This window comes from Methylomonas koyamae, from assembly GCF_019669905.1.
GTDB classification, from domain to species: Bacteria; Pseudomonadota; Gammaproteobacteria; order Methylococcales; family Methylomonadaceae; genus Methylomonas; species Methylomonas koyamae.
In genome coordinates, this window is sequence record NZ_AP019777.1 from 2,350,171 (window position 1) to 2,371,356 (window position 21,186).

At 56.5% G+C, this 21,186-nt stretch carries 16 protein-coding genes; 13 read left to right on the top strand and 3 right to left on the bottom strand.

Annotated elements, in window-relative coordinates; genetic code table 11:
* Complete coding sequence (purL, locus tag MKFW12EY_RS10780; RefSeq protein ID WP_221054521.1) at nucleotides 1–3,888, top strand: phosphoribosylformylglycinamidine synthase; 3,888 nt, start codon at nucleotides 1–3, stop codon at nucleotides 3,886–3,888.
* 21 nt (nucleotides 3,889–3,909) lie between these two features.
* On the opposite strand, the gene MKFW12EY_RS10785 is transcribed toward purL, so the two are convergent.
* Nucleotides 3,910–4,341, bottom strand: a complete 432-nt coding sequence (locus MKFW12EY_RS10785; protein ID WP_221054522.1) for a GNAT family acetyltransferase — start codon at nucleotides 4,339–4,341, stop codon at nucleotides 3,910–3,912.
* 147 nt (nucleotides 4,342–4,488) lie between these two features.
* Between MKFW12EY_RS10785 and MKFW12EY_RS10790 the strand changes: the two genes are divergently transcribed.
* On the top strand, nucleotides 4,489–5,799 hold the full coding sequence (locus MKFW12EY_RS10790; RefSeq protein WP_221054523.1) for a sensor histidine kinase: 1,311 nt from the start codon (nucleotides 4,489–4,491) through the stop codon (nucleotides 5,797–5,799).
* A complete protein-coding gene (locus tag MKFW12EY_RS10795; protein WP_064021552.1) occupies nucleotides 5,799–6,446 on the top strand; it encodes a response regulator transcription factor in 648 nt (215 codons plus the stop codon). Before MKFW12EY_RS10790 ends, MKFW12EY_RS10795 begins: the two co-directional genes overlap by 1 nt.
* A 22-nt stretch (nucleotides 6,447–6,468) precedes the next feature.
* On the opposite strand, the gene MKFW12EY_RS10800 is transcribed toward MKFW12EY_RS10795, so the two are convergent.
* Nucleotides 6,469–7,299, bottom strand: coding sequence for an HDOD domain-containing protein (locus tag MKFW12EY_RS10800; RefSeq protein WP_221054524.1), 831 nt, complete (start codon nucleotides 7,297–7,299; stop codon nucleotides 6,469–6,471).
* A gap of 126 nt (nucleotides 7,300–7,425) precedes the next feature.
* The gene (locus MKFW12EY_RS10805) at nucleotides 7,426–9,177 is read right to left on the bottom strand and encodes a methyl-accepting chemotaxis protein (RefSeq protein ID WP_064026902.1); all 1,752 of its coding nucleotides are present in this window, start codon (nucleotides 9,175–9,177) and stop codon (nucleotides 7,426–7,428) included.
* Between the two features lie 128 nt (nucleotides 9,178–9,305).
* Here MKFW12EY_RS10805 and MKFW12EY_RS10810 point away from each other — a divergent pair, with 128 nt between their 5' ends.
* The 10 genes from MKFW12EY_RS10810 (at nucleotide 9,306) to rpsA (ending at nucleotide 21,170) form a co-directional block, all read left to right on the top strand.
* Nucleotides 9,306–9,788, top strand: a complete 483-nt coding sequence (locus MKFW12EY_RS10810; RefSeq protein WP_054759674.1) for a low molecular weight protein-tyrosine-phosphatase — start codon at nucleotides 9,306–9,308, stop codon at nucleotides 9,786–9,788.
* Nucleotides 9,789–9,812: 24 nt separating this feature from the next.
* The gene (locus tag MKFW12EY_RS10815) at nucleotides 9,813–10,532 is read left to right on the top strand and encodes a dienelactone hydrolase family protein (protein ID WP_054759672.1); all 720 of its coding nucleotides are present in this window, start codon (nucleotides 9,813–9,815) and stop codon (nucleotides 10,530–10,532) included.
* A gap of 127 nt (nucleotides 10,533–10,659) precedes the next feature.
* A complete protein-coding gene (gene gyrA, locus MKFW12EY_RS10820; RefSeq protein WP_221054525.1) occupies nucleotides 10,660–13,266 on the top strand; it encodes a DNA gyrase subunit A in 2,607 nt (868 codons plus the stop codon).
* Nucleotides 13,266–14,345, top strand: a complete 1,080-nt coding sequence (serC, locus tag MKFW12EY_RS10825) for a 3-phosphoserine/phosphohydroxythreonine transaminase (RefSeq protein ID WP_054759670.1) — start codon at nucleotides 13,266–13,268, stop codon at nucleotides 14,343–14,345. Before gyrA ends, serC begins: the two co-directional genes overlap by 1 nt.
* Nucleotides 14,346–14,351: 6 nt before the next feature.
* Nucleotides 14,352–15,437: a prephenate dehydratase gene (pheA, locus tag MKFW12EY_RS10830; protein ID WP_221054526.1), complete on the top strand. Its 1,086-nt coding sequence runs from the start codon at nucleotides 14,352–14,354 to the stop codon at nucleotides 15,435–15,437.
* Between the two features lie 12 nt (nucleotides 15,438–15,449).
* Entirely contained in the window at nucleotides 15,450–16,553 is a 1,104-nt protein-coding gene (hisC, locus tag MKFW12EY_RS10835) for a histidinol-phosphate transaminase (RefSeq protein ID WP_221054527.1), read from the top strand.
* Complete coding sequence (locus MKFW12EY_RS10840; protein ID WP_221054528.1) at nucleotides 16,546–17,427, top strand: prephenate dehydrogenase; 882 nt, start codon at nucleotides 16,546–16,548, stop codon at nucleotides 17,425–17,427. The genes hisC and MKFW12EY_RS10840 overlap by 8 nt, the downstream gene beginning before the upstream one ends.
* A gap of 5 nt (nucleotides 17,428–17,432) precedes the next feature.
* Nucleotides 17,433–18,752 (top strand): 3-phosphoshikimate 1-carboxyvinyltransferase, encoded by a 1,320-nt coding sequence (aroA, locus tag MKFW12EY_RS10845; protein ID WP_221054529.1) that lies wholly within the window; start codon nucleotides 17,433–17,435, stop codon nucleotides 18,750–18,752.
* A complete protein-coding gene (gene cmk, locus MKFW12EY_RS10850) occupies nucleotides 18,749–19,411 on the top strand; it encodes a (d)CMP kinase (protein WP_172680227.1) in 663 nt (220 codons plus the stop codon). The genes aroA and cmk overlap by 4 nt, the downstream gene beginning before the upstream one ends.
* Nucleotides 19,412–19,508: 97 nt before the next feature.
* Entirely contained in the window at nucleotides 19,509–21,170 is a 1,662-nt protein-coding gene (rpsA, locus tag MKFW12EY_RS10855; protein WP_054759665.1) for a 30S ribosomal protein S1, read from the top strand.
* Nucleotides 21,171–21,186 lie beyond the last annotated feature (16 nt).

Here is a 21,186-nt window from a genome sequence, read left to right on the forward strand (position 1 = left end):
ATGTTGATCCTTCCCGGCACCTCCGCATTGTCCCGTTTCCGTATCGAAAAATTGCTCGGCGATTTACAGGCTATCGACGCCGGCATCGTCGGCATCGATGCGCGCTTTCAACATTTCGTGCAACTCGACGCCGATTTAAGCCCGGCGCAACAAGCCATGCTGGCGCGCTTGCTCGACTACGGCGACGCCGCCGACCACGCGCCAGCCGCCGGCGCCAGCCTCGAACCGGCCGGGGTACTATGGGTGGTGCCGCGATTGGGGACGATTTCGCCGTGGTCGAGCAAGGCGTCCGAAATCGCCGAGCGTTGCGGTTTGAGCGCAGTGAAGCGCATCGAGCGCGGCATCGAATACCGGTTTTTTAGCGGCGCAGCGCTGGCCGATGACGTTAAACAAAATATAGCGGCGGTATTGCACGACAGGATGACCCAGCAGGTTGTATCGGACCCAACTGGGTTAGACTTGTTCGCCAAGCACGAACCCAAGCCGTTACAAACCGTTGCCGTTATCGAAAACGGCCGGGCCGCATTGGAACAAGCCAATGCCGCATTGGGCCTGGCCTTGTCGGCCGACGAGATCGATTACTTGGCCGACAGCTTCACCCGACTGGGCCGCAACCCGACCGACGTCGAGTTGATGATGTTCGCCCAGGCCAATTCCGAGCATTGCCGCCACAAAATCTTCAACGCCAGTTGGAGCATAGACGGCGAAGAACAGGCCAAGTCGCTGTTCGCGATGATACGCAACACCCACAATCTGCATCCGCAAGGCGTGTTGTCGGCTTATAAAGACAATGCCTCGGTGCTGGCGGGTCCCTCAGCGCAGGTTTTCATCCGCCACGCGGATAGCCACCGATACGGCTACGTCGAGGAAGCCGCGCACATTTTGATGAAGGTCGAGACCCACAACCACCCGACCGCGATTTCCCCGCATCCGGGCGCGGCCACGGGTTCCGGCGGCGAGATCCGCGACGAAGGAGCGACCGGCCGCGGCTCGCAGACCAAAGCCGGCCTGACCGGTTTCAGCGTGTCGCATCTGAAAATCCCCGGTTTCGCCCAACCCTGGGAGGCCGACAACGGCAAGCCGGAGCGCATCGCCTCGGCCCTGGACATCATGCTGGAAGGGCCTATCGGCGGCGCGGCGTTCAACAACGAATTCGGCCGGCCCAATCTGGCCGGCTATTTCCGCAGCTTCGAGCAGCCGGCCGAAAGCGGCGAGGTCAACCATTTTCGCGGTTACCACAAACCGATCATGATCGCCGGCGGCATGGGCAACATTCGGCCGATGCTGGTCGAGAAACAACCGATTCCGGCCGGTGCGTTGATCGTGATTCTGGGCGGCCCGGCCATGCTGATCGGCTTGGGCGGCGGTGCGGCCTCGTCGCAAACCTCCGGTGCCAGCGCGGCCGAGCTGGATTTCGCCTCGGTGCAACGCGAAAACCCGGAAATGCAGCGCCGTTGCCAGGAAGTCATCAACCACTGTAACTCGCTGGGCGAGGACACGCCGATTGTCTCTATCCACGACATCGGTGCCGGCGGCTTATCCAATGCGGTGCCGGAAATCATCCACGACGCCGGCAAAGGCGGCCGCTTCGAATTGCGCAAGGTGCAAAACGCCGACAAGGGCATGTCGCCGATGCAAATCTGGTGCAACGAGGCTCAAGAACGCTACGTGGTGGCGATCAAGCCGGAGTCGCTGGAACTGTTTCAAAGCTTTTGCGAGCGCGAGCACTGTCTATACGCCGTGATCGGCCACGCCACCGACGAAGAACATTTAACGCTGAGCGACGAGTGGTTCGGTCAATCGTCGCCTATCGATCTACCGATGTCGGTGTTGTTCGGCAAACCGCCGAAAATGCACCGCGACGTCAAGCGGCTACACAAAGCCTTGCCGGATTTGGCTTTAGATCAAGTCGAGCTGGCGGAAGCGGTCAAACGGGTGTTGGCGTTTCCGGCCGTGGCCGATAAAAGTTTCCTGATCCACATCGGCGACCGTTCCGTCACCGGTCTGGTTGCGCGCGACCAGATGGTCGGGCCGTGGCAGGTGCCGGTGGCCGACGTCGCGGTGACCGCATCCGGATTCCGGGCTTATACCGGTGAGGCGATGGCGATGGGCGAGCGCACGCCGCTGGCCTTGATCGACGGGCCCGCCTCCGGCCGGATGGCGATAGGCGAAGCCTTGACCAATTTGGCCGCCGCGCGCATCGGTAATTTGAACGACGTCAAACTGTCCGCAAACTGGATGGCGGCCTGCGGCAGCCCCGGCGAAGACGCGGCCTTGTTCGATACTGTGAAAGCGGTCGGCATGGAATTGTGTCCGGCACTGGGTATCGCGATTCCGGTCGGCAAGGACTCGTTGTCGATGAAAACCGTCTGGCAGGACGGCGGCAAAGACAAAATCATGACCTCGCCGCTATCGTTGATCATCACCGCCTTCGCGCCGGTACTGGACGTACGCAACACGCTGACGCCGGAACTGAAGAACGAAGACAGCGTATTGCTGTTGATCGATCTGGGCCAAGGCAAAAACCGCCTCGGCGGCTCGGTATTGGCGCAAGTTTACAACCAGCTCGGCAGCCAAGCGCCCGACTTGGACGATGCCAGCCTGTTCAAACGTTTTTTCGACACCATCCAAGCCCTAAACGAGCAAGGCCTGATCCTGGCCTACCACGATCGGGCCGACGGTGGCTTGCTGGCGACGGTTGTGGAAATGCTGTTCGCCGGCCGCCGCGGCGTCGATCTGGATGTGTCGGATCTGCCCGGCGATACGCTTTCGGCCCTGTTCAACGAGGAATTGGGCGCGGTATTGCAAATCAAAAACAGCGATTTGCATCAAGTCGCCCGGCTGTTGGATCAGGCCGGCCTGGATGACGATAGTTACGTGATTGGCCGTGTCGTCGATGGCCAGCATTTGCGTATTTTCAAAGCCGGTCGGGAGCTCTATAGCGCGTCGCGCACCGAATTGCAGCAAACCTGGTCGGAAGTCAGTTACCGGATGCAGGCCCTGCGCGATAATCCCGACTGCGCCCGCCAGCAATTCGAGCGGATTGCCGACGATCACGATCCCGGCCTGACCGCGCAACTAACTTTTGACCCGAACGACGACATCGCCGCCGGCTTTGTTGGGCAAGCCAAACCGAAAGTAGCGATTCTGCGCGAGCAGGGCGTCAACGGCCACGTCGAGATGGCGGCGGCCTTCGACCGGGCCGGCTTCGATGCCATCGACGTACACATGACCGACGTCATCGGTGGCCGGGTTAGTCTGAGCGAGTTCAAAGGCCTGGTGGCCTGTGGCGGCTTTTCCTACGGCGACGTGCTGGGTGCCGGCGGCGGCTGGGCCAAGTCGATATTGTTCAATGCCAAGGCCCGGGCCGAATTCGCTGCGTTCTTCGCGCGTCCGGATACCTTCGGCCTGGGCGTTTGCAACGGCTGCCAGATGATGTCCGGCTTGAAGGACATCATCCCCGGCGCCGAACATTGGCCGGCGTTCAAACGCAACCTGTCCGAGCAGTTCGAGGCGCGGGTGGCGATGGTCAAAATCCAGGCGTCGCCGTCCATTTTCTTTACCGGCATGGCGGATTCGCTGCTGCCGGTGGTCGTCGCCCACGGCGAGGGCCGGGCGGAATTCGGCACGGCGAATCCGGCGCAAGCGCAGGTCGCGCTCAGCTACGTCGACAACTACGGCCAAGTAACCGCAGCCTTCCCGGCCAATCCCAACGGTTCGCCGCTCGGCATCACCGGCCTGACCACTGCGGACGGCCGTTTCACCATCATGATGCCGCATCCGGAACGTTGTTTCAGAACGGTGCAAAACTCCTGGCACCCGGCCGATTGGGTCGAAGACGGCGCCTGGATGCGGATGTTCAGAAATGCCCGGGCCTGGGTAGGTTAGGCCGTCTCGCCCAGGTCGGATTTACTGCGGGTCGAGGTCCGAAATCAGTCTTTTCCCGAGGCTGACCACATCGTCCGGCAGGTAACCCAGGCTTTGGTAAAACGCCAGCGCGGTATCGTTGCCGACGCGAACTTGCAGGTTCAGTTTAGGGCAGCCGCGCTTGGCCAGTTCCGTTTCCGCGGCGTGCATCAACTGCCTGCCCAGCGCCGACCGGCGTTTATCCGGCGCAACGGCAAGATAGTTGACCCAGCCGCGGTGGCCATCGTAACCGGCCATTACGCTACCGATGATGTTTTGGTCGGCATCGACGCCGACCAGGAATAATTCCGGTTGTACGTCCAGCTTGCGCTCGATGTCCAGATATGGGTTGTTCCAGGGGCGCAGCAGTCCGCATGCCTGCCATAGCTGGATGATCGGCTCTTGGTCTTCCGGCCGGTAAGGTCGAATTTTCATGTCAACTTGGGCTCCGGCTGTCCGGTGTCGGCGAATGTAGTGATGGCGAATTGCCCGGTTCATAGGTGCGATCCAGAAAGTGAATTTTTCCTGTGGCTGCAATTCGGCCCACGCCGGATAATATCCGGTTTTGAGCGTCACGGTGCAATGAGTCTTCGCTACCAGATTATCTTTCGCGTGTTGTTGTCGTCGATCTGCATTTTGCTGTTGGGAGGGGCAATGGCGATATGGCAGGCCCGGCAGGCAGTGGCAAAAGAAGTCGACGCTTCCATACACTTGGCGCTGCAACTCATTACGTTGGGGATTGCCGACACTCCGGTATTTCAACAAAGCAACGATTTGTCGCGATTCAGCGCCCTGCGCCAGACCCGGCACTTGACCATCCAGCTGCAAAAACCGGACGGGCAGTTGATTCATTTTGCCGGCGAAGCCCTGCCGAGCGATCCCGAGGAAATGCCCCCCGCCTGGTTCATTGGTCTGGTGAAAAGCGATTATCCCCAGGTGGAACACCAGTTGAAAACCGAAGACGGGCAGGAGCTGAAACTGATTATTCAGGCGCAACCGCTGGACGAGATTACCGAAGTCTGGGGTGAAAGCGTCGCTTTTTTAGCGTCGATTTCGCTGCTGACCTTATTGACTTTTTTGGCCGTGAATCTGGTGTTCAACAAGTCGTTACAGTCGATTGCCGTCATTGTCGACGCTTTGCGCGTCATCGAGACCGGCCAGTACCGGCATAAGCTGCCGCCGTTTTCCACCCAGGAATTCGATGACATTGCCAATGCGATCAACCATATGACCGCGGAACTGGAAAAAGCCCGCCAGGATAACCGGGCGCTGACCCAACATTCTCTGGCGATCCAGGAAGAGGAGCGCCGGCGCTTGTCTCAGGAACTGCACGACGAATTCGGCCAGTCCTTGACGGCCATCAAGGTGATGGCCGTAACCGCTAGTCACCAAAAAGCCGACACGGCCAAGATCAGCGCCTCGATCAGCGAGATTTGCGATCATTTAATGACCGTGGTGCGCTCGATGATGCAGCAATTGCACCCATTAGTGCTTAGCGAGTTGGGCTTGAAAGCGACATTGGAAGAAATGGTCAACCATTGGTCGGAACGGAATGCCGGCTTGCAGTTGAACATTCGTTGCAGCGATGCGGTCGACGGCCTGGATAAAAATCTTACGGTGCAGATATTTCGCGTGATTCAAGAGTGCCTGACCAACGTCGTTCGCCACGCCGGCGCCCAGCGGGTGGTCATCGATCTTGATCGCGCGGAGGCGCCGGCGGCCTGTTTGCATCTGCGGGTTCAGGATGACGGCCAAGGCTGCGATCTGCAGGCGGTGAAGCGGGGGTTCGGATTGTTGGGGATTAAGGAGCGCATCAAGTCGTTGGACGGCGAATTGAAAGTTATCTCCAGTCCTGGGGCAGGTATGGTGGTGGATGCCAGGATTCCGCTGTGATGAAGAGCAAAATCAAGATATTGTTGGTCGACGACCATTTGGTGGTGCGGGCCGGATTCAAGATGCTGTTGGCGGCCGGCGACGCAATTGAAGTGATAGGCGAGGCCGAACGCGGCGAACAGGCGATTCAACTTTACCAGGAATTGAAACCCGATATCTTGGTGATGGATTTATCGATGCCGGGCATCGGCGGCCTGGAAACCATACGCCGCATCTGCCAGCGCGATCCGGCGGCGAAAATTTTGGTATTCAGCGTTCACCACGAACAGGTTTACGTTGGCCGGGCGCTGAATGCCGGCGCGCAAGGTTACATTACCAAAAACAGCGCGCCCGGCATCTTGGCCGAGGCGATCGCTGCGATTATGGACGGGGGTAGTTACGTCGAACAGGGTTTAATCAAAAGCCAACATCACAACGATGCCCCGCGCCCGGACCACCAGGCGGCGATCGCCGGTTTTTCGCCGCGGGAATTCGATGTGTTCAGTTTGTTGGCGCAAGGCATGACGGTGCATAAAATTGCCGACCAACTGTGTCTCGGTCATAAAACCGTGGCCAATTACGCCACGCAAATTAAGAAAAAGTTACAGGTCGATACCACGACCGAATTGGCGCATATCGCCGTCAATCTGGGCTTGACTCTGCGTTAAGGCCTCAGCCAAGCCCGGCGCTTCAATCCAGCAGCCCGTCGAGTTCCGATTTTTGCGCGAGAACGGCGGGCATTTTTTCGGCCAGTAGAACCGAGTCTAATTTCAGCAGGGCGGTAACGTTGCTAGGAAGGCCGGACAGTATCTCTTCGTGGTCCAGACCGCGATCTTGCCGATCGCTAATCCAGCCGGCCAGATATACCGCGCCGCTCAATTTGCTCGGCGGTTCCGCCAACCAAGGTTCTGCCGACTGCTCGAGCGTTTCGATCAATATATCGGCGAATCGCCAACGCCGGCATAGTTCGGCGCAGACTTGGTGGCTGGTAAAACCCAGACGGTTTTTCTCGATGTCCGGACGCGCGGAGCCGGCTTTGACGTGTTGGTCGACTTCGTTGGCTTCGCTCGGGCAGGCGATGTGAATCAACACGTTACCCAGATTGGCGAGCAGGCCGGCAGTGTATGCGATATCGCCGGCCGCGCCGGCTTGTTCCGCCAACCATTTGCTATAGGCCGCAGTGCGAAAACTGTTTTGCCAACTGCGTTTTATGTCGAAATTTTTTATGTCGGGCGTCGCGGCGACGATGCCGGATGCAATCACCAAGGTTTTCAGTTGGTTGAGTCCCAACATGGAAACGGCTTCGTTGATGGAACCGATTTTTCGCGACAAGCCGAAGTGTGCCGAATTGACCAGACGCAGAATTTTGAGTGCGATGACTTGTTCTTTCTCAACGTCCTTGGCGATGTTGAGCATGTCCGCATGCGGATCGTTCAGTTGGTTGATGATGGATCTGACGACCTCGGGAACTTGAGGTATCTTGTGAAGTTGATCGAACAACTGGTTTATCGAAGTGGGCATGTCCTAAATCCTTAGAGTGCTTTGATGGAATGTGCACTCTAAGTATAGCCGGCCGTCGCCGGATTTATCGGGTTCCGAGGGAGGCTGGCTTCGTGGCGAAGCCAGCCTCCCGGAACGCCGGTCGAGCTAGGTCTTGAAGTTACCTACCATAGAACGCAATTGATCGGCCAAAGCCAATAACTCGTGGCAGGCTTCGGCGGTATTTTTTGCGCCGACCGAAGTCTCCTCGGATACGCGGCTGATATTGCTGATGTTGCGGTTGATTTCTTCCGCGACCGCGGTTTGTTCCTCGGCGGCACTGGCGATCTGGTTGTTCATGTCGTTGATCGTGTCTATGCGCTCGCTGATCGACGTAATCGAGCCGCCGGCGGATGCCGCTTGTTCGACGCTGGATGTCGCGCGGCTTCTGCCGTTTTCCATTACCGCCACGGCTTGCTTGGCCCGGTCTTGTAAGCGTTCGATGGTTTTTTGAATTTCCAACGTGGAGTTTTGGGTGCGGCTGGCCAGGGTTCTGACTTCATCGGCAACCACCGCGAAGCCACGGCCTTGTTCGCCGGCGCGGGCCGCTTCGATTGCGGCGTTCAACGCCAACAGATTGGTTTGTTCGGCGATGCCCTGAATCACGCCCAATACTTCGCCGATACTGTTACTGTCGTTTTCCAGTTCGTGAATCACGTTGGCCGCATTTTCCACTTCCGAGGCCAAGTTATTGATGCCGTTCACGGCGTTCTTGACGATGTTTTTACCGGAAGAAGCCTCTTTGTCGGCGATTTCCGCCGCCTCGGAAGCGCGTACTGCATTTCGGGCAACTTCCTGCACCGTCGCGGTCATTTGTTTCATCGCGTTGGCCACCAGCGTAGTTTCGTGCAATTGGCGTTCGACTCCGGATTGGGTGGATTGGGTGATATTGGCTAATTTGTGCGACGCGCTGGCGAGTTTTTCGCTGGTCACGCTGATTTGGTCGATGGTTTTGGCGATTTTACGCACGAACGAATTGAAGCTGGAGGCTATCCAGGCGAATTCCGACTTGCCGCTGGCGTCCAACCGGGCACGCAAATCGCCGTCGCCGCTCCCGATGTCCTGCAGCTTGAGGGCCAATGCCGTCAGCGGCGCGATGATGATTTTGTTCATCATGAAATAGCCGGTGAAGCCAATGATGACCAACGTTATCAACAGAAAGCCGATAGCGTAATAAACGTGTTGCTTCAGTTCGTTCAACGCGACGCTGAACGGCGTGATGATTTCGAACGCTCCGTGCAATTCGCCGGCGCGGCGGTTTTCCATCGGATATCCCAGCAAATCGACGCCTTTGTCGTTTCGCCATAAGGTTGACGACGTTTTCGGGTCGCCGTGGCACAATTCGCACTGCTTGACCATTTTCACCGGGCGCAGATAGCGAATTTCTTCTTTCTCTTCATCGATGTAGCTGTAGTCGCTGGCGGATGGGTTGCTTCTGAAATAATCCAGGGCTTTGCGCTCGATTTCGTCGGCGGCGTTACGCGGATTACGCGGATTCAGGCTAGGCGCTTTGAAGCGGAAGCCGTGGTCTTTGGCTTCCGACTCGACCACGTCCCAAGCGTTTGCGGTCGGGACCGTCGCCACGACCAAATCCCGGGCTTTGGCTTGGCCGTGCTGTTCGATCAGATCCATCAGCAATTCCGGCGAGTAGACGCCGGTTTCCCATTTTTTCACGACGTTGTCGCGAATGGACTCGGATAGGATTAAAAGCTGGCGGGAAGCGGCTATTTCTCGGTCGATCAGTTTTTGTTTCTCGGCGCTCGAATACACAATCAGTATTGCCACGCCGACGAGTGTGAGTACGGACATGGTAATCGATACCACTTTTACCCCCACCGAATGCCAGTTCATCATTAACATCCTAAAGCTCCTGAAACATGTTGTATTTTTTATAAAGTTAGCTTGTATATGGTGGCTTGGCCCACAAGACAGACGCGCTGAGTATAGCTTACAATTTAGCGTCAACGACTCGGAAAACTTTATAACTTATGCGGAAAATCAAGGTTTTGTTTGTTTGTATGGGCAATATTTGCCGCTCCCCGACTGCGGAGGGGGTTTTTTCCAACGTGGTGGCGGAAAAGAATCTGGCGGAGCGCTTTGAAATCGATTCGGCCGGCACTCATGCCTACCATGTCGGCGACGCTCCCGACCTGCGCGCGCAAAAGGCGGCCAGGGAGCGCGGCATCGAGTTGAAACATATTCGAGCGCGCAAAGTGGTGGCCGAGGATTTCGAGAATTTCGACCACATTCTGGCGATGGATGACGATAACCATGCGGTATTGATTGAAGTCTGCCCGCAAGACCATGCGCACAAGATTCGGCGGTTTCTCGAATATGCTCCGCACTTGAATCAGCGCGAAGTGCCGGACCCGTATTACGGCGGCAGTTATGGCTTCGAGCGAGTTCTGGATCTGGTCGAACAGGCCTCGGAAGGGTTTTTGCAAGCCTTGCAAGCCAGAGGCGATTTGTAACTCGAAAGTAGAGCGGTATTAAAGATGGCAATAGTGTCGAACACGGTCGGTTATTTGGACGGCGACGTGGCTTTGGAAGGTTTTTTTGCTTACGACGATGCGATCGACGGTCCACGCCCTGTCGTGCTGATTCACCATGCTTGGGGCGGCCGCGACGGTTTCGTTGCCGAAAAGGCTAAATTACTGGCCGAACTGGGTTATTTGGGGTTCGCCGCCGATACATACGGCCGCGGCGTTCTGGGCAAGAGTCCGGAAGAAAATGCCGGTTTGATGCAACCCTTCATGGCCGATCGGGCGAAATTGCAGAAACGCCTGCACGCCGCATTGGCGGCGACGAAATTGTTGCCTTGGGCCGATAATGGCAAGATCGCGGCGATCGGCTTTTGTTTCGGCGGCTTATGCGCTCTGGATTTGGCCCGTTCCGGAGCCGATATTCGCGGCGTGGTGTCGTTTCACGGCTTATTGGTGCCGCCGGACAATATCCCGGAGCCGCGGCTTAAAGCCAAGGTATTGGTGTTGCACGGCCACGACGATCCGATGGCACCGCCGGCGCAAGTTCAGGCGTTACAGGCCGAGCTGAGCCGAGCCGGTGCCGATTGGCAAGTCCATAGTTACGGCAACACGATGCATGCCTTTACCAATCCGGTTGCCAACAATCCGAGCTTCGGAACGGTTTACCAAGCGCTGGCGGATCGCCGCTCCTGGCAAGCGATGCAAAACTTTTTGGCCGAGATTTTTGCCTGACGGCGGAGGGTGGCGTTTGCTATAATCCGCCGCTTTATAATCCGGCCGGCACCGAGTAAACGGAATTGATGCATCGGGCTGTCCTGTCGTACGGGTGAACCGTCGACCGCACTAGAATCACGGATCCATGTCAGACTTCGCTAAAGAAATTATCCCGGTCAATCTCGAAGACGAGATGAAACAATCCTACCTCGATTACGCGATGAGCGTAATCGTCGGTAGAGCGCTTCCCGACGTGCGGGACGGTTTGAAACCGGTTCATCGCCGCGTGTTGTACGCGATGAGCGAACTGGGTAACGATTGGAACAAACCTTATAAAAAATCGGCCCGTGTGGTCGGTGACGTGATCGGTAAATACCACCCGCACGGCGATACGGCGGTCTACGATACCATCGTGCGGATGGCGCAGCCGTTCTCTTTACGCTACATGCTGATCGACGGCCAGGGTAACTTCGGCTCGGTCGACGGCGATTCCCCGGCGGCGATGCGTTATACCGAAGTCCGTATGGCGAAAATCGCCCATGAACTTCTGGCCGATCTGGATAAGGAAACCGTCGATTTCGTCCCGAACTACGACGAATCGGAATCCGAACCCAGAGTGCTGCCGACCCGGGTGCCGAACTTGCTGGTCAACGGCTCGGCCGGAATCGCGGTCGGTATGGCGACCAATATTCCGCCGCATAACCTGGGCGAAATTATCAGCGCCTGTTTGGCTTTGATCGAAAATTCCGATTTATCGATCTCCGAACTGATGCAAATCGTGCCCGGCCCGGATTTTCCAACCGCCGGCATTATCAACGGCGCATCCGGTATTTACGAAGCCTATGCTACCGGCCGCGGCCGGATCTATCTGCGTGCTCGCTGCCATTTCGAGGATATCGGCGACAGCGGCCGCCAAGCCATCATCGCTACCGAGCTGCCTTACCAGGTCAACAAAGCGCGGCTGTTGGAGAAAATTGCCGAACTGGTTAAGGAAGGCAGACTGGAGGGTATCTCCGGCTTGCGCGACGAATCCGATAAGGACGGCATGCGCATGGTCATCGAATTGCGCCGCGGCGAAGTGCCGGACGTGGTGCTGAACAACCTGTATAAACAGACCCAACTGCAAACGGTGTTCGGCATCAACATGGTGGCGCTGTACGACGGCCGGCCGCATTGCATGAATTTGAAGGACATATTGCTGGCCTTCATCGACCACCGGCGCGAAATCGTTACCCGCAGAACCATTTACAACCTGCGCAAGGCGCGGGAAAGGGCGCATATCTTAGAAGGTTTGGCGGTGGCGCTGGCCAACATCGACGAGATGATCGAACTGATCAAAACCTCGCCGAATCCGCAGGAGGCCAAAGCCGGCTTGTTAGCCAGAACCTGGAGCGCCGGTCTGGTGGCTTCGTTATTGGACCGGGCCGACGCCGACCGCTCCCGCCCGGAGGACTTGGGACCCGAATTCGGTTTGGCCGACGGCGTTTACCGTTTGTCGGAGACCCAGGCTCAGGCGATTCTGGATTTACGTTTGCACCGCTTGACCGGTTTGGAACAGGAAAAAATCGTCAACGAATACCGGGAATTGCTGGCGTTGATCGACGAATATCTGCACATACTCGGCAGCGACGTACGCTTGATGGAAGTGATCCGCGAAGAGTTGGAGGAAATTCGTAGCCAGTACGCCGACCAACGCCGCACCGAGATCGTGCAGGATTATTCCGACTTGTCCGCGGAAGACCTGATCACCGAAGAGGACATGGTCGTGACCATGTCGCACGAGGGTTATGTCAAAACCCAGCCGCTAACCGATTACAAGGCACAGCGCCGCGGCGGCCGCGGTAAATCGGCGACGGCAACCAAGGAAAACGATTTCGTCGAAAAACTGATCATTGCCAATACCCACGACACGATACTGTGTTTCTCGTCGGCCGGTAAGGTCTACTGGCTACGGGTATTCAACCTGCCGGTCGCCAGCCGAGCCGCGCGCGGCAAACCCTTTGTTAATTTGCTGCCGTTGGAAGAGGGCGAAAAAATCAATGCGATGTTGCCGGTGCGCGAATACAGCGCCGATAAATACATCTTTATGGCGACGTCGTCCGGTACCGTCAAGAAAACGCCGTTGCCGGAATTCGAGCGCCAGCGCAGTAACGGCAAAATCGCAATCGATTTGAGCGAAAACGATACTCTGGTCGGCGTCGCGATTACCGACGGCCAGCAAAACGTGCTGCTATTCAGCAGCGACGGCAAGGCGGTTTGTTTCAACGAAACCGATGTCCGCTCGATGGGCAGAACCGCTGCCGGCGTGCGCGGCATTCGGTTGCAGGAAGGCCAAAAAGTCATCTCGCTGATTGTGGCCAGCGAAGGCACAGTGCTTAACATCACCGAGAACGGCTACGGCAAACGCACCCGGTTGGAGGAATTTACCCAGCACCGCCGCGGCGGCCAAGGCTTGATTGCAATTCAAACCTCGGAACGTAACGGCGCCGTGGTCGGTGCGGTATTGGTCAACGATACCGACGAAATCATGTTGATTACCGACGGTGGTACTCTGGTCCGTACTCGAGTCAAAGAGATTTCGGTCGTGGGTAGAAATACGCAGGGCGTTACCGTGATTCGGCTGGACAAAGGCGAGAAAGTGGTTGGCGTGGATCGTATCGATGGTTTGGGCGACGAAGACGGCGATGAAATCGGCGACCAGGAACAGGAAGCGGAGGACGGCAACGCGTCCATTGCAGGAGAGGAAGAGTAATGGCAAGAGTTTTTAATTTCAGCGCAGGTCCGTCGATGTTGCCGGAAGCGGTATTGCAGCAAGCGCAACGGGAAATGTTGGATTGGCAAGGTAGCGGGATGTCGGTGATGGAAATGAGCCATCGCGGTAAACATTTTATGGCGATTGCCGAACAAATGAAGGCCGACCTGATCGAACTGCTCGCGGTGCCGGCCGGTTACCAGGTGTTGTTCCTGCAAGGCGGCGCCACGGCTCAGTTTGCGATGATTCCGCAAAACATTCTGAACGGTAAAGCCAAGGCGTGCTATGTCAATACCGGTGCCTGGTCCACGGCCGCAATCAAGGAAGCCGGCAAGTATTGCGAAGTGGGGCTTGCCGCCAGTTCCGAAGCAAGTTCGTTTACGACGATTCCGGCTGTCGCCGATTGGCGGATCGATACCGGGGCCGCTTACCTGCATTACACCTCCAACGAGACCATCCACGGCGTCGAATTCAGCGACGTACCCGAGGTAGGCGGGCTGCCGCTGGTTTGCGACATGTCGTCCAATATTTTGTCGCGGCCGGTCGACGTTAGCCGCTACGGCATCATTTACGCCGGCACTCAGAAAAACATGGGGCCGTCTGGGGTAACCGTGGTTATCGTGCGCGACGACTTGGTGGGATTGGAAGCGAAAAATACGCCGGCAGTGTTTAGCTATGCCCAGCAAGCCAAGGCCGATTCGATGTTGAATACGCCTGCCACCTACAACTGGTATTTGCTGGGCCTGACCCTGCAATGGCTGAAGGGAGAGGGCGGCGTTGCCGCAATCGAACAACGCAATATCCGCAAAGCCCAAAAGTTATACGATGCGATCGATAATTCCAGCTTATACCGTAACCCGGTCGACAAACCGTTCCGGTCGCGGATGAACGTCCCGTTCGTGTTGCACGATCCGGCGCTGGACAAAGAATTTTTGGCACTGGCCGAACGCAGCGGCTTGAGTACTTTGGCCGGCCACCGCTCGGTCGGCGGCATGCGCGCCAGTATTTACAATGCGATGCCGGAAGCCGGCGTCGATGCGTTGATAGCCTTCATGGCGGAATTCGAGCGCACCCACTAAGGCTCTATGACCCCTATCATTCCGTTGTCCGAATTGCGCGATCGTATAGACGCGATAGACCAACAGATTCTGGAACTGGTCAACCGGCGCGCCGAATGTGCGATTGAAGTCGCGCGCACCAAGCAGGCCGAAGGCGAGACCGGCAGTTTTTACCGCCCGGACCGGGAAGCGCAGGTATTGCGGCGGATCAAAGAATTGAATCCGGGGCCGCTGGGCGACGATGCCGCCGCCCATCTTTTCCGCGAATTGATGTCGGCCTGTCTGGCGTTGGAAAAACCGCTGGAAGTTGCCTTTCTCGGTCCCGCCGGCACTTTCTCGCAGCAAGCGACTTTCAAACATTTCGGTCATGCGGTCAAAGATATCCCGGTACCGACGATACACGAAATCTTTCAATCGGTAGAAACCGGGCACTGCCAATTCGGCGTGGTGCCGGTGGAGAACTCGACCGAAGGCGTGATTGCCCATACCTTGGACCGTTTCATGGACAGCCCGCTGCAGATTTGTGGCGAAGTCGAAATTCGGGTGCATCAAAACTTGCTCGGCAAGATGGACACTTTGGTTGGTATTAGCGAAGTGTTCTCGCATCAGCAATCCTTGGCCCAGTGCCGGCAATGGCTGACCGCGAACCTGCCCGGTGTGCCGTGTACTGCGGTCAGCAGCAATGCCGAAGCCGCGCGCCTGGCCTCGCTGGACCACAGCAAAGCTGCCATTGCCGGTCTGACCGCCGCCGAGTTGTATGACCTCAACGTCATCGAAAAACATATCGAAGACGAAGCCAACAACACGACCCGTTTCATCGTCATTGGCCGGGTGCAACCGGTTTCGACCGGTCTGGACAAGACGTCGATTCTAGTATCCACCGGCAACCAGCCCGGCGCGTTGCACCGGATCCTGCAACCGTTTGCCCAATACGGTATCAGCATGACTCATATCGAGTCGCGGCCCTCGCGGCAAGGCTTGTGGGAATACGTGTTTTTTATCGATATCGAAGGCCACCGCGCAGACGCAGATGTCGCCGCGGCGCTGAACAGCCTGGAAAACAACGTCAAGATGTTGAAAGTATTGGGTTCCTATCCTAAAGCCGTCATTTAATCCGTTTGTTTCATGAATCAATTTTTACAACTTGCCTTGGAAGGCGTTCAGCAACTGATGCCTTACGTGCCGGGTAAACCGGCGGAAGAATTGCAGCGCGAGCTGGGTCTGAGCGAAGTCATCAAGCTGGCGTCCAACGAAAATCCGCTCGGCACCGGCCGCAAGGTGGCCGAAGCGATTCAGAACACCTTACCGGAAATCGCCCGCTATCCGGACGGCAGCGGCTACGCCTTGAAAACCACGATTTCGGCCCGCTGGGGTGTGGACCTTGCTCAAATTACGCTCGGCAACGGTTCCAGCGAGATTCTGGAACTGGTCATGCGTACCTTCGTCGCTCCCGAGCACGAAGTCGTATTCGCTCAGCATGCTTTCGCTCTATATCCGATTCTGACTCAGGCGGTCGGTGCCAAAGCCGTGGTCGTGCCGGCCAAGAATTATGGTCACGATCTGGACGCAATGCGGGCGGCGGTGACAGCTAAGACCCGGGTGGTATTCATCGCCAACCCGAATAACCCGACCGGTACTTTGTTGGCACCGCAAGCCGTGGAAGATTTCGTCGCCTCGCTGCCGAAATCGGTGCTGTGCGTGCTGGACGAAGCCTATTACGAATTCGTCGATCCGGCGCTGCGCACCGAATCCATGCAGTGGCCGAGCCAATATCCCAACCTGATTATTGCCCGCACCTTTTCCAAAGCTTACGGGCTGGCCGGTCTGCGCATCGGTTTCGGCGTGTCGTCGCCGGAAGTGGCGGATTTGCTGAATCGAGTCCGCCAGCCGTTCAACGGCAACATGCTGGCATTGGCGGCGGCGGAAGCGGCGATGACTGACGCTGACTATCTGGCCGAGACCGTGGCGGTCAACAACGCCGGCATGGCGCAATTGACCTCCGCTTTCAAGGCTTTGGATTTGCCGTGGATTCCGTCGTCCGGCAATTTCGTGTCGGTGGACATGAAACAAGCGGCCTTGCCGCTGTATCAAGCTTTATTGCAAAAAGGCGTTATCGTCAGGCCAGTGGCCAATTACGAAATGCCGAATCATTTGCGGGTTAGTATCGGCACCCAGCGAGAAAACCAAATCTTCATCGACGCTTTGACGCAGGTGTTGCAAGGTGTTTAAGCGCCTGTGCATCATCGGCATCGGTCTGATCGGCGGTTCTATCGCCAAGGCCGTCCGCGCCGAAGGCTTGTGTCAGCAGGTAGTAGCGTTGGGACGGGAAAAGAATTTACCGAATATGCAGCGTGCATTGGAATTAGGCGTGGTCGATGCGGTATACACCGATGCCGCGCAAGCGATGGTCGGGACCGATTGCGTCATCATTTGCACGCCCGTCGGCAGCATGCAGGCCATCTTTGCGCAACTGAAACCGTATTGGAATCCGCAAGCGATATACAGCGACGCCGGTAGCACCAAAGGCAGTGTGGTCGAGGCGGCGCGAGCGGTGTTCGGCGAGGTACCGAGCAATTTCGTGCCGGCGCATCCGATTGCCGGTGCCGAGCGTAGCGGTGTTGAAGCGGCGATGGCCGATTTGTACCGTAACCGCCGCGTAATCGTTACGCCGTTGCCGAATACCGATCCCCAAGCTGCTGACAGACTCAGCGAACTCTGGCAGCGTATCGGCGCCAGCGTATCGGTGATGGCTGTCGAGCATCACGATACCGTGTTGGCGGCGACCAGTCATTTGCCGCATATCCTGGCTTTCGCCTTGGTCGGCATGCTGGGACGCAAGGATGAGCAGCGCGAAATTTTCAAATATGCCGCCGGCGGTTTCAAGGACTTCAGCCGCATCGCCTCTAGCGATCCGACCATGTGGCAGGATATTTGTCTGGCCAATAAACAGGAAATTATTCCGCTGATTCAACAATTTCAAACCGAACTCGGCCAATTCGAACGCATGCTGCAGGCTGACGACGCGCAAGCTTTGTTCGACGCCTTCAGCTATGCCAAGCAAGCCCGGCAACGTTTTCTCGAAACTTTTGACGATCCAACTTAACCACTATGTCCTCATCCACTAACGTCATATTCCAAGTCCAACCCGGCGGCCGCCTGAACGGCGAAATCCGCGTACCCGGCGACAAATCCATGTCGCACCGCTCGATCATGCTCGGTTCGCTGGCCGAAGGCGTCACTCACGTCACCGGCTTTTTGAACGCCGAGGACGCGATTTCCACCTTGGAAGCGTTTCGGGCAATGGGTGTGCAAATCGAAGGTCCGGTCAATGGCGAAGTGACGATACACGGTGTGGGTAAGCACGGCCTGAAAGCGCCGGACAAGCCGTTATATCTGGGTAACTCCGGCACCTCTATGCGTTTGCTGTCCGGTCTGTTGGCCGGTCAAGCCTTCGATACCGTGTTGACTGGGGACAAGTCGCTGGAATCGCGGCCGATGAAGCGGGTGACTGTGCCATTGGCGGAAATGGGTGCCGAAATCGAAACCCAGCCCAACGGTACCGCGCCGCTGCATATCAAAGGAAAGGCTGGTAAGTTGAAAGGCATGCATTACGACATGCCGATCGCCAGCGCCCAGGTCAAGTCTTGCTTGTTACTGGCAGGCATGTACGCGGAAGGCGAGACCAGCGTCACCGAACCGGCGCCGACCCGCGACCATACCGAGCGCATGCTGGCTGGTTTCGGCTATCCCGTTATCCGTGACGGCGCCACCGCGAAAATCAGCAGCGAAGGTAAGTTGACCGCGACCAACATCGACGTGCCCAGCGACATTTCCTCGGCGGCGTTCTTTTTGGTCGGCGCCAGCATTGCTCCGAATTCCGACGTCACCCTGAAGCATGTCGGCATCAACCCGACCCGCACCGGCGTGATCGACATTTTGCGTCTGATGGGCGCCAATATCGAAGTACTCAACGAGCGCGAAGTCGGCGGCGAGCCGGTAGCCGATTTGCGCGTGCGTTCTGCTTCCTTAAAAGGCATCAATATTCCAGAACACTTGGTGCCGCTGGCGATCGACGAGTTTCCGGTGCTGTTTGTTGCCGCGTCTTGCGCCGAAGGTCAAACCGTATTGACCGGCGCAGAGGAATTGCGAGTTAAGGAATCAGACCGGATTCAGGTCATGGCGGACGGTTTACAAATCCTCGGTATCGACGCCCAGCCGACCAAAGACGGCATGGTCATCAACGGCGGCCAATTGGGTAGCGGCGAAGTCGACTCGCACGGCGATCACCGCATCGCGATGTCGTTCTCGATTGCCGGCCTGCGCGCCAACGGCCCGATTACGATTAACGATTGCGCCAACGTCAATACCTCGTTCAAGGAATTCCCGACGTTGGCGACGCAATTGGGTCTGAAATTGGGCACGCTATAACGATGTCGATTCCAGTTTTAACGATAGACGGCCCCAGCGGGGCCGGTAAGGGCACCGTCAGTCGGGCGGTCTCGAAAATTTTGGGCTGGCATTATCTGGATAGCGGATCGATATACCGGTCGTTGGCGGTTGCGGTTTTGGATGCCGGTCTGGACTTGAACGACGTTGCCAAAATTTGCGCTGTCGCTGAAGCGATGTCGTTAGAATTCGAATGCGGCGACGAACTCGTGGTGCGGCTCAACGGTGGCGATATTTCCGGCCGCTTGGCGACCGAAACTACCGGCAATGCCGCCTCGATTATCGCTGCCTATCCGGAAGTCAGAGCGATATTGCTACAAAAACAAAAGGATTTTCAACAACTTCCGGGGTTGGTCGCTGACGGGCGCGACATGGGCAGCGTGGTCTTTCCCGAAGCGAAATACAAGGTTTATCTGACCGCCAGTGCCGAAGAAAGGGCGTTGCGTAGATATAAACAGTTGATTGAAAAGGGAATTGATGCTAACCTTCCGCAAATCACTCGGGAGATAGAGGAGCGCGATCGTCGCGATAGCCAGCGGGCGTCTGCGCCGCTCACCGTGCCTGAAGGGGCGCATTATATCGATTCATCCAGCTTGTCTATTCAACAGGTGATTGATCAGGTAGTAAATTTAGTCGAATGAGACTTTTGGCAGTTATCGGCGCGAGCCGATAGCTTTTATTAATTTTTTGATAATTGTTAAAACTTGCTGGTGTTGTGGCAAGTTTGGGAAAGTAAAGATGGGCGAAAGCTTTGCAGAGTTGTTTGAAGAGAGTTATGCCAAGACCGAAATGCGTCCTGGCGCGATGTTGATCGGTACCGTTGTCGACATCGAAAACGAGTTTGTCATCGTCAGTACACAGGCGAAATCGGAAGGTGTCATTCCAAAATGGCAATTCCTGAATGCCGACGGCGACTTGGAAGTCAATATCGGTGACGAGATCGAAGTAGCTCTCGATCTGTTCGAAGATGGCTTGGGCGCCACTCTTCTTTCCCGCGACAAAGCCAAGAAAAGCAAAGCGTGGGCTGAATTGGAAAAGGCCTTCGAAACGCAAGAAACCGTTATCGGCCGTATTAACGGCAAAGTTCGCGGCGGTTTCACCGTGGCAGTCGGCGCGCTGCGCGCGTTCTTGCCGGGTTCTCTGGTTGACGTGCGTCCGATTCGCGACACCGCGTTTTTGGAAAACCGCGATCTTGAATTCAAGGTCATCAAAATCGACCAAAAACGTAACAACGTCGTGTTGTCACGTCGCGCGGTCGTCGAAAGCGAATACAGCGCAGAGCGCGAAGAATTGGTTAAAACGCTGCAAGACGGCGCGATCGTTACCGGTATCGTTAAGAACCTCACCGATTACGGTGCGTTTATCGATCTGGGCGGCGTCGACGGCCTGCTGCATATCACCGACATGGCATGGCGCCGCGTTCGCCATCCGTCCGAGTGCGTAGAGATCGGCCAGGAAGTCAAAGTCAAAGTCCTGAAATTCGACAAAGACAAAACTCGCGTGTCTTTGGGCATGAAACAAATGGATGAAGATCCATGGCAAAACATCGCCCGCCGTTACCCGGCCGGCACCCGCGTGTTCGGTAAAGTCAACAACCTGACCGATTACGGTTGCTTCGTGGAAATCGAAGAAGGCGTCGAAGGTTTGGTGCACGTTTCCGAAATGGACTGGACCAACAAAAACGTCAACCCATCCAAAGTCGTTCAGTTGGGCGATGAAGTTGAAGTCATGGTTCTGGAAATCGACGAAGAACGCCGCCGTATTTCTCTGGGTATGAAACAGTGCAAATCCAATCCTTGGGACGAATTTGCCGCTACCCATAACAAAGGCGACAAAATCACCGGCAAAATCAAATCGATCACCGATTTCGGTATCTTTATCGGTCTGGAAGGCGGCATCGACGGTCTGGTGCATATGTCCGACATCTCCTGGAACGAGAACGACGAAGAAGCGATTCGCAACTACAAAAAAGGCGACGAAGTCGAAACCGTTATTTTGGCGGTGGACTCCGAGCGCGAACGCATCTCGTTGGGCATCAAACAACTGGAGCAAGATCCTTTCCAAAACTACATCGCGCTGCATGAAAAAGGCAGCTTGGTGAAAGGCACCGTCAAAGAAGTCGACGCCAAAGGCGCCATCGTGACCTTGGCCGACAATGTGGAAGGTTATTTGCGAGCTTCCGAGATTCAGCGCGACCGCGTCGAAGATGCCAGCAAACTGCTGAAAGCGGGCGATGAAATCGAAGCTAAATTCGTCGGTGTCGATAAGAAAACCAAGTCTATTTCTTTGTCCATCAAAGCGAAGGATGCGGAAGAAGAGTCCAACGCGATTAAAGATTACTCGCAACAAAATGCAGGTACTGCAACGTTGGGCGACATCTTCAAACAAATGGACAAGTAATAAAACCATCTCCGAG